General features: G+C 69.3%; 7 protein-coding genes. 4 read left to right on the forward strand and 3 right to left on the reverse strand.

What is annotated here, in order from left to right:
- Positions 1-150: 150 nt before the first annotated feature.
- Positions 151-1,755 carry an alpha-(1->6)-mannopyranosyltransferase A gene (locus M8859_RS34070; protein ID WP_159929831.1) on the forward strand — a complete coding sequence of 535 codons (1,605 nt, stop codon included), beginning with the start codon at positions 151-153 and terminating at the stop codon, positions 1,753-1,755.
- Positions 1,752-2,771 (forward strand): phytoene/squalene synthase family protein, encoded by a 1,020-nt coding sequence (locus M8859_RS34075; RefSeq protein WP_249645489.1) that lies wholly within the window; start codon positions 1,752-1,754, stop codon positions 2,769-2,771. The genes M8859_RS34070 and M8859_RS34075 overlap by 4 nt, the downstream gene beginning before the upstream one ends.
- 583 nt (positions 2,772-3,354) lie before the next feature.
- Here the strand turns inward: M8859_RS34075 and M8859_RS34080 are convergent.
- Entirely contained in the window at positions 3,355-3,723 is a 369-nt protein-coding gene (locus tag M8859_RS34080) for an Rv2175c family DNA-binding protein (RefSeq protein WP_159929732.1), read from the reverse strand.
- A gap of 133 nt (positions 3,724-3,856) precedes the next feature.
- Between M8859_RS34080 and pknB the strand changes: the two genes are divergently transcribed.
- Positions 3,857-5,815 carry a Stk1 family PASTA domain-containing Ser/Thr kinase gene (pknB, locus tag M8859_RS34085; RefSeq protein ID WP_195072224.1) on the forward strand — a complete coding sequence of 653 codons (1,959 nt, stop codon included), beginning with the start codon at positions 3,857-3,859 and terminating at the stop codon, positions 5,813-5,815.
- Between the two features lie 21 nt (positions 5,816-5,836).
- Here the strand turns inward: pknB and M8859_RS34090 are convergent, their stop codons facing one another.
- Positions 5,837-7,222 (reverse strand): class II 3-deoxy-7-phosphoheptulonate synthase, encoded by a 1,386-nt coding sequence (locus M8859_RS34090; RefSeq protein WP_195072196.1) that lies wholly within the window; start codon positions 7,220-7,222, stop codon positions 5,837-5,839.
- A 186-nt stretch (positions 7,223-7,408) separates the two neighbouring features.
- Between M8859_RS34090 and M8859_RS34095 the strand changes: the two genes are divergently transcribed.
- Complete coding sequence (locus tag M8859_RS34095) at positions 7,409-7,909, forward strand: polyadenylate-specific 3'-exoribonuclease AS (protein ID WP_159929827.1); 501 nt, start codon at positions 7,409-7,411, stop codon at positions 7,907-7,909.
- Between the two features lie 66 nt (positions 7,910-7,975).
- On the opposite strand, the gene M8859_RS34100 is transcribed toward M8859_RS34095, so the two are convergent.
- Positions 7,976-8,871, reverse strand: an 896-nt coding sequence (locus tag M8859_RS34100; protein ID WP_504928427.1) for a cytochrome b family protein, incomplete at its 5' end; no start/stop codon positions are given.

Raw genomic sequence — 8,871 nt, forward strand, 5'->3', positions numbered from 1 at the left:
CGGTTGCGACCGCCGACCACTCGGGGGGACCGACACCAGATGGCATCCCCCGAAACGCGCACCGCAGAGGCCGCCTCCACCGGTGGCACCCGCCCCTCGCCCGCCTCGGCACGTCGCGAATCGGCCGCCCCCCGTGGTTTCCTGTGGTCGATGCGCGCCTCCGCCGACTTCGCCAGAAGCCCGGAGGGCCATGCCGCCCTGCTCGGGTTCTTCGGCGCGATCATGATCACCTTCGGCGGGTTCGGGGCGGGCAGCGTCCGCAAGCGGGATCCGCTGCTGGAGGCCATGCACCTGTCCTGGCTGCGGTTCGGGCACGGCTACGCGCTGTCGACCATCTGCATCTGGGTCGGCGTGCTGCTCATGGTCACCGCCTGGGTACGGCTCGGGCGCGCCACGATCGGCACGGGCGACCGGACCGGCGCCGGGGTGACGCTCAACGAACTGCGCGCCATCGTCGGCATCTGGATCGCGCCGCTGCTGTTCGCCGTGCCGATGTTCAGCCGCGACGCCTACTCCTACCTCGCCCAGGGCGCGCTGCTGCGCGACGGCTTCGACCCCTATCAGGTAGGACCGGTCGCGAATCCCGGCGTGCTGCTGGACAACGTCAGTCCCGTATGGACCACGACCACCGCGCCCTACGGCCCGGTCTTCCTGCTGCTCGGACGCGCGATCACCGCCGTGACCGGCGACAACGTGGTGGCAGGCACCATCGCGATGCGGCTGGTCATGCTGCCCGGCTTGGCGCTGATGATGTGGGCGGTGCCGTATCTGACCAAGCACCTCGGCGGCAAGCCGACCGTGGCGTTGTGGCTGGCGGTACTCAACCCCCTGGTGCTGATCCACCTGATCGGCGGCGTGCACAACGAGATGCTGATGGTCGGCCTGATGTGCGCGGGCATCGCGCTGGTGCTGGAACGCCACCACGTGGCGGGCATCGTGGTCGTCGCCATCGGCGTGGCCATCAAGGCGACCGCGGGCGTGGCGCTGCCGTTCCTGGTCTGGATCTGGATGCTGCACGAACGCGAACGCCGCGCGGCGCAGCGGGTCGGGCGCGATCCCGAGCACCTGCCCGCGAGCGAGCAACCCGGCGACGCCGCGGAGCCCACCGAGGACATGCCGCATCCGGCGCTGATGTTCGCCAAGATCGCTGGGCTGGGCCTGAGCGTGTTCGCGGTGGTGTTCGTCGCCGCCTCGGCCATCGCCGGCGTCGGTATCGGCTGGCTGACCGCGCTGTCCGGGTCGAAGAAGATCATCAACTGGCTGTCGCTGCCGACCGTGATGGCGCACGCGATCACCTGGATCACGCCGCTGCGGCTGGAGTCGGTACTCGAAGTCACCCGCGCGATGTGCGCGCTGGCCTTGGTCGCCGTGCTGGCCTGGACCTGGTGGCGGTTCCGGCACAGCGAGCGAGAGGCCGTGCTGGGCATCCTGATCGCGTTCGTCGCGATCGTCATCCTCTCCCCCGCCGCGCTGCCCTGGTACTACTCGTGGCCGCTTGCACTGGCCGCCGGGTTCGCGCTGTCCACGACGACGCTGATGACGCTGGTCGGCGTGTGCACCTGGCTCATGCTGGTCTTCCAGCCGGACGGTTCGATCGGCCTGTACAACTTCTGGCACGTCGTCGCCGCCACCTTCGCCGCGGGTGTGGCGGCAATGTCGCTGCGCACAGTGGACCCGCTGCGGCTGCGCGCCGCGCCGCCGGGCAACGTCACGGCCACGCCCGGCGAAGCCACCGCTTCGGCCGCCACCCCATGACCGAAGGCCGCCTACCGGGTTCCGTCCTGCTCCCGCTCGCCTACCGCGAGTGCAGGCAGATCGCCGCCACCCACGGGCGCACCTACTTCCTGGCCACCCGGCTGCTGTCGGCCGAGCGGCGGCCCGCCGTGCACGCGCTGTACGCGTTCGCGCGCATGGTCGACGACGTCGTCGACCGCGCGGGCAGGCCTGCCGTGGCGCCCGAGCGCTCGCCCGCCGCGGAGATCGATCTCATCGAGCGGGATCTGCGAGCGGCGCTCGAGGCGGGCACCGACGAAACGGGCAGCGTCGGCGGTGCGCCGCTGTCTTCTGCCGAGCACTGGTGGACATGGGAAGCCGACCAACGGCCGCGCACGCTCATCCTGGCCGCCGTCATCCACACCATCCACCGGTACGGCATCGCCGCCCAGCACTTCTGGACGTTCCTGGATTCCATGCGGATGGACACGCCGGGGTCCCCGACCTTCCGCAACCGCTACGCCAGCCTGGGCGAGCTGCGCGAATACATGCGCGGCTCGGCGGCCGCGATCGGTTTGCAACTACTGCCCGTGCTCGGCACGGTCGTCCCGGTGCCGGAGGCCGAGCCGGCCGCCGCCGCGCTGGGCGAAGCGTTCCAGCTGACGAACTTCCTGCGCGATGTCGCAGAGGATCTCGACCGCGACCGGGTCTATCTGCCCGCCGACGCCCTCGCCGCGTTCGGCGTTCACGACGACCTGCTGCGCGAGTGCCGTCGCACCGGGCTGACCGACCCGCGCGTCCGCCGCGCTCTCGCCCACCTCGTCGCGGTCAACCGGGATCTCTACCGCCGCGCCGAACCCGGCATCGACTTGCTCGAACCACGCGTCCGCCCCGCCATCCGCACCGCGGCCACCCTCTACGCCGACATTTTGCACCACATCGAACGCAGCGACTACGCCGTCTTCGACCACCGTGCCGTAGTCCCCCGCCACCACCGCCTCCGCGTCGCCGCCGCCGAATTCACCACAGCCGCCTTGCGCGGCAGATTCGAGCGCTGACCGCTCGGTTCCAGCGCATCCCGCCTATCCGGCGACGACTGCGCGAATCGCCTCCACCACCGTGCTGGACTCACTGCCCGGGATTCCACCAGAGCCTCTCGAACCGCCCCGAAAACTCGGCTGACCACCGACCAGGAACCTGGTCGCACGGTCACACGCCGCAACGACCACGTCCAGTTCGAATCACGCCAGACCGCTCATTGGCGCGCCGCCCGGCTCGCTTCCGAGCAACCGCGCGCGGGCGACGGGGGGACACGGCTGCGCCGCCAGGGCGCGGTCGGCGGCCGGGCTGGTTCGACCGCGAATAAGGAAGCGGTCGCGTCCGGCGCCACCTGCTGCGACTGATTCCGCCGCGTTCGGCCCGGCCGCACTGTCGCGTGCGGTCCGGTCTCACCCGACGCCGAGGCACCGCTCGGCCGGCTTCGCCACCGCCCGAAAACGTTCAACCCGGATCCCATGATCACTGCCCACGCAACCACACCAGCGCAAGCACAGGTTTTCGAGCGAAGAGGACCGAGCATTGCCCGTTCGCGGCCCGGCTCCATGGGGGCCGGGAACACGCCGCGCCCGCGCGGCCGAGAATTCAGATCGGTTCGGCGGCCGCCCGGCGCAGGACTTCGCGGGCCAGTGGGCCGTGCAGGGCATCGATCGGCTTACCGGGGAGGGTGTCGTCTTCGGTGAAGATCCACTCCAGGATCTCCTCGTCGGTGTACTTGGCGTCGCGCATCACGGTGATCAGTCCGGGGAGGGGCTTCACGACCGCGCCGGTGTCGTCGAAGAACCGTTCCGGCACGCCCGCCACGCCGTCTCTGCGGACGGCGATCAGTTGGTGGTCGCGCAGCATCTGGTGCACCCGGGTCACCACCAGCCCGAGTCGGTCGGCCACCTCCGGCAGCGACACCAAGGTCACCGACTGCGGAAGGACGTCGTCACTGCAGGGAAATGCACTCACCCGGACAACGGTAGACGGTCCCCCGCCGCACGTCGTGAGACACCCGGGGTGGTGGGAGTCGATACCATCGTGGGGGCCGCACGGAGCGGCTGATCGCTTTGTGAAAGCCGGAGGACTTCTCTTGATCGGCCAGATGCTGGAAGGGCGCTATCGGATCGATGCGCCGATCGCCCGCGGCGGAATGTCGATGGTCTTCCGCGGGGTCGACACCCGCCTGGACCGGCCGGTCGCCATCAAGGTGATGGATCCGAAGTTCGCCGGCGACCCGCAGTTCCTGTCCCGGTTCGAGTTCGAGGCGCGCGCGGTCGCCAAGCTCAAGCATCCGTCGCTGGTCGCGGTGTACGACCAGGGCGTCGACGGCGACCATCCCTTCTTGATCATGGAGCTCGTCGAGGGCGGCACACTGCGCGAACTGCTGCGCGAACGCGGCCCGATGCCGCCACACGCGGTGCGCGCCGTCGCCGAGCCGGTGCTCGCGGCGATCGGCGTCGCGCATTCGGCGGGGCTGGTGCACCGCGACATCAAGCCGGAGAACGTGCTGATCTCCGACGCGGGCGAGGTGAAGATCGCCGATTTCGGCTTGGTGCGCGCGGTGGCCGCTGCGAACACCACGTCGGCGAGCGTAATCCTCGGCACCGCGGCCTATCTGTCTCCCGAGCAGGTCACCAGCGGCTCCGCCGATTCCCGCAGCGACGTCTACTCCTTCGGCGTGCTGATCTTCGAGATGCTCACCGGACGGGTCCCGTTCACCGGTGACACGTCGATCTCGGTGGCCTACCAGCGCATCGAGAACGACGTGCCGAGCCCGAGCGGATTCATCTCCGGGGTGCCGCCGGAATTCGACGAGCTGGTGGCCAAGGCCACGGCGCGGGAGCCCGCGCACCGGTTCGCGGACGCGAACGAGATGGCGGCCGCGCTGCGGCGGATCGGCGCCGCGCTGCGATTGCCCGCCTATCGGGTGCCCGCGCCGCAGGAGTCCGCCGAACATCTCAGCGCCACCTATCGAGCCGTGTCACCGGATCGCGACGACCAGCCGGGTTTCGCCGGAGCGTCGCCACAGGAGCCCCATGCGCCGCAGCCGGTGCAGCACACCAGAGTGGTGACCGCTCAGCGTCCGCGCCTCGACTACAGCCCGCCCGACGACTACGACCGGCCGCAGCCTGTGCGGCAAGCCCAACCCGCACCGCCGTATTCGCCCTACGCCGGCGACCTCAGCCGATCCCGGCGCACGGTGTGGCTGTGGGTGGCCATCGTCGCGATTCTCACGCTGGTGGTCGGTATCGGCGGCTGGTGGCTGGGTTTCGGCCGCTATTCACCGGTTCCGCCGATCGCCGGACTGGAAACCGACAAGGCGGTCGCGACGCTCCAGAACGCGGGGTTCGAGACCGAGATCCGGCAGCGGGCGTCGGACACCATCCCGGTCGGCGGTGTGGTCGGCAGCGACCCGTCGGCCGGATCCAAGATCACCAAAGGGTCCACGGTCGCGGTCCTGATCTCCAATGGCAAGCCCAAGGTGCCGGACGTCAAGCCGGGCGACCAGGCGTCGAAGGTCAACCAGTTGATCCGGGACAACGGGCTGCAACCGGTCGATGCCGGGGAGGAGTCCAGCACCGCACCCAAAGGGTCGGTCTCCAGGGTGGAGCCGAGACCGGGAACCGTGCTGCCGCTCGGCGCGCAGGTGAAGGTCTACCGCAGCAAGGGGTCTCAGCCGGTGAAGGTCCCCGACGTGCGCGGCAAACCGGCCGCCGAGGCCACCAAGATCCTCACCGACGCCGGGATCACCGTCCGGGAGACCCAGATCCAGTTCGACCGCGGCGTCGATGCGGACAAGGCCATCGGCACCCAGCCGGGGGCGGGCGCCACCATCCAATCCGGCGACGGCGTGGTGCTGCTGGTGTCCAATGCGTTGAAGATGCCCGATGTGCGCGGGTGGACCGTCGCCAACGCCCGCGCCAAGCTGGAAAGCCTCGGGTTACAGGTCGAGGTGAAGCAATTGGCGCGGGCCGACAGCTCGCTGGTGGTCTCGCAGACCCCGGCCATCGGAGTCAACATCGAGGCGGGCGACACCGTCACGATCGTGGCGCTGCCCTAGCCGGAAGGCTGCCGCGGTGGTTCAGCGCAGCATCTCGGCGACGAGGAACGCCAGCTCCAGCGACTGCTGGGTGTTCAGCCGGGGGTCGCAGGCGGTCTCGTAGCGACCGGACAGATCGAGGTCGGAGATGTCCTGGGCGCCGCCGAGGCATTCGGTGACGTCCTCTCCGGTGAGCTCGATGTGCATGCCGCCGGGGTGCGTGCCGAGCGCGTGGTGCACCTCGAAGAAGCCCTGCACCTCGTCGACGATGCGGTCGAAGTGGCGGGTCTTGAAGCCGGTGGACGCCTCGTGGGTGTTGCCGTGCATCGGGTCGCACTGCCAGATCACCTGGTGGCCCGTGGCCTGCACCTTCTCGATGATGGGCGGCAGCACGTCGCGGACCTTGCTGTGGCCCATGCGGGACACGATGGTCAGCCTTCCCGGCTCGTTGTTCGGATCCAGCCGCTGCACGTATTCCACTGCCTGCTCGGGGGTGGTCGACGGGCCGATCTTCAGGCCGATCGGGTTGGCGACCAGTTCCGCGAACGCGATGTGCGCGCCGTCGAGCTGGCGGGTGCGCTCGCCGATCCACAGGAAGTGCGCGGACAGGTCGTAGAGCACTGGTTCGCCGATCGCGTTCTCGCTCAGGCGCAGCATGGCGCGCTCGTAGTCCAGCACGAGCGCCTCGTGGCTGGCGTAGATGCGGGCCGCCTTCAAGCTCGGGTCGTTGACCCGGCACGCGGTCATGAAGGCCAGGCCGCGGTCGATCTCCTCGGCCAGCGCCTCGTAGCGCGCGCCTGCGGGCGACTTGGCCACGAAATCGCGGTTCCAATCGTGCACCTTGTGCAGGTCGGCCATCCCCGCCCCGGTGAGCGCGCGCACGAGGTTCATCGCGGCGCTGGCGTTGGCGTAGGCCCGGACCAGGCGCGAGGGGTCGTGCTGGCGCAGCGCCTCGTCGGCGATCAGCGAGTTCACCATGTCGCCGCGGTAGGACTTGAGGCCGAGCGCGTCGGTATCCGACGATCGCGGTTTGGCGTACTGGCCCGCGATCCGCGCCACCTTCACCACCGGCAGGCTCGCGCCATAGGTGAGCACGACCGCCATCTGCAGGAGGGTGCGGATGTTGCCGCGAATGTGCGGCTCGGTGTTGTCCGCGAAGGTCTCCGCGCAGTCGCCGCCCTGCATGAGGAACGCCTCGCCCCGGGCGACCTCGGCCAGCTGCCCGCGCAGCTCCTCCACTTCGGCGGGCACGCAGATAGGCGGCACGCTCTCCAGTACGGTGCGCATTTTGGCCGCCTGCTCCGGATCCCAGGACGGCTGCTGCAGCGCAGGTCGCGCCAGCGCGTCGTCCAACCGCCTGCGCAGCTCGACGGGCAGCGGCGGCAGTTCCGGCAGGCGATCGATGGGTACGTCGACGGTCCAGTTCACCAGTCCAGAATACGGACCATCGGCCCTGTGGGGATACCCGGTGGTGGTGGTGGAGTGCCGCACCAAGGTGGCGAAGTTCTCCACCTCATGGGCCCTTGCGGGCGTGGCGGCGCACGTCACCATAGGGTTGCCGGGAACCCGTCACCTGCCGCAACGGCACCGAAAGCCGAGGAGAGACCGATTTCGCTGCGATATTTCTACGACTGCGAATTCATCGAGGACGGAGTGACCATCGATTTGGTCTCCATCGGCGTCGTCTGCGAGGACGGCCGGGAGTTCTACGCGGTGTCCACCGAATTCGATGCCGGACGTGCGGGGCCGTGGGTGCGCAAATTCGTGCTGCCCCGATTGCCTTCGCCGTCTTCTCCGCTCTGGCGCAGCCGGGCCCGGATCCGCGACGAGCTGTACGCGTTCCTGGTGCCACGGCCGACCGTGCAGCCCGAGCTGTGGGCTTGGGTTTCCGCGTACGACCATGTCGCCTTGTGCCAGCTGTGGGGCTCCATGGTCGATCTGCCCAACACGCTTCCGCGCTACACCAACGAGTTGCGCCAGCATTGGGAGGCGTACGGCCGCCCCGAGCTGCCGCCGATCCCGTCGGACGCGCATGACGCGCTGGCCGACGCCCGGCACAATCTGGCCAAGTTCGAAGCCATCGAGGCCGCACGCCGCGCGACGCCACGCCTGTGACACCCGCGGCATGACGCACCACGGCCCCGAGTCGCTTCGACTCGGGGCCGTGGTGCGGGGCGGGCGTCAGTGGCCGTGCTTGCCGTTCGCCGCCTCTTGAGCCCGCTGCAGCACCTTCAGCTGCTTGTGCTCTTCTTCGTGATCGATCTCGAAGTGCCGGTCGCTCTCCTCGCGCGGATCCGCCCGCAGGAAGCTGCCCGTGCCCGGCCGGCCGGCCGAGCCGAGCTGGTTCATCTTCTTCGGTACCGGCGCGCCCTGGTACTCCAGCGGGATCGGGTGACCGTGCTCGTCCACCGGGCCGAGCGGCTGGTGCACCTCGATGTACTCGCCGTGCGGCAAGCGCTTGATCACGCCGGTCTCGATGCCGTGCTCGAGCACCGCGCGGTCGCTGCGCTGCAAGCCGAGGCAGAACCGGTAAGCGATGTAGTACGCCGCAGGCGGGGCGACGAGCAGACCGATTCGACCGATCCAGGTGGTCGCGTTCAGCGAGATGTCGAACTTCAGCGCGATGATGTCGTTGACGCACGACAAGGTCAGGACCACATAGAACGCGATCGCCATCGAACCGATCGCGGTCCGGACGGGCACGTCACGCGGACGCTGCAACAGGTTGTGATGCGCGCCGCTGTCGCCGGTGAGCCGCTTCTCGATCCACGGGTAGGCGATCAGGACGGCGAACACCAAGCCCATGATCAACGCGACCCAGAACACCGCGGGCACGGTGTAGTTGCCGATGTACAGCTCCCACGGCGGCATCAACCGGGCCATGCCGTCGGTCCACATCATGTAGAAGTCCGGCTGCGAACCCGCCGACACCTGCGAGGGGTTGTAGGGGCCCAGGTTCCAGATCGGGTTGATCTGGAACACCCCGCCCATGATGCCCACGATGCCGAGGGTGAAGGCGAAGAACGCGCCCTGGTCGGCGGCGAACACCGGCACGATCCGCGCGCCCACCACGTTGT

Source organism: Nocardia sputi, assembly GCF_023501985.1.

Excerpts from the sequence above, each read along its gene's own strand:
- M8859_RS34070 (WP_159929831.1), top strand. The coding sequence starts at position 151 with ATGCGCGCCTCCGCCGACTTCGCCAGAAGCCCGGAGGGCCATGCCGCC.
- pknB (WP_195072224.1), top strand. The coding sequence starts at position 3,857 with ATGCTGGAAGGGCGCTATCGGATCGATGCGCCGATCGCCCGCGGCGGA.
- M8859_RS34075 (WP_249645489.1), top strand. The coding sequence starts at position 1,752 with ATGACCGAAGGCCGCCTACCGGGTTCCGTCCTGCTCCCGCTCGCCTAC.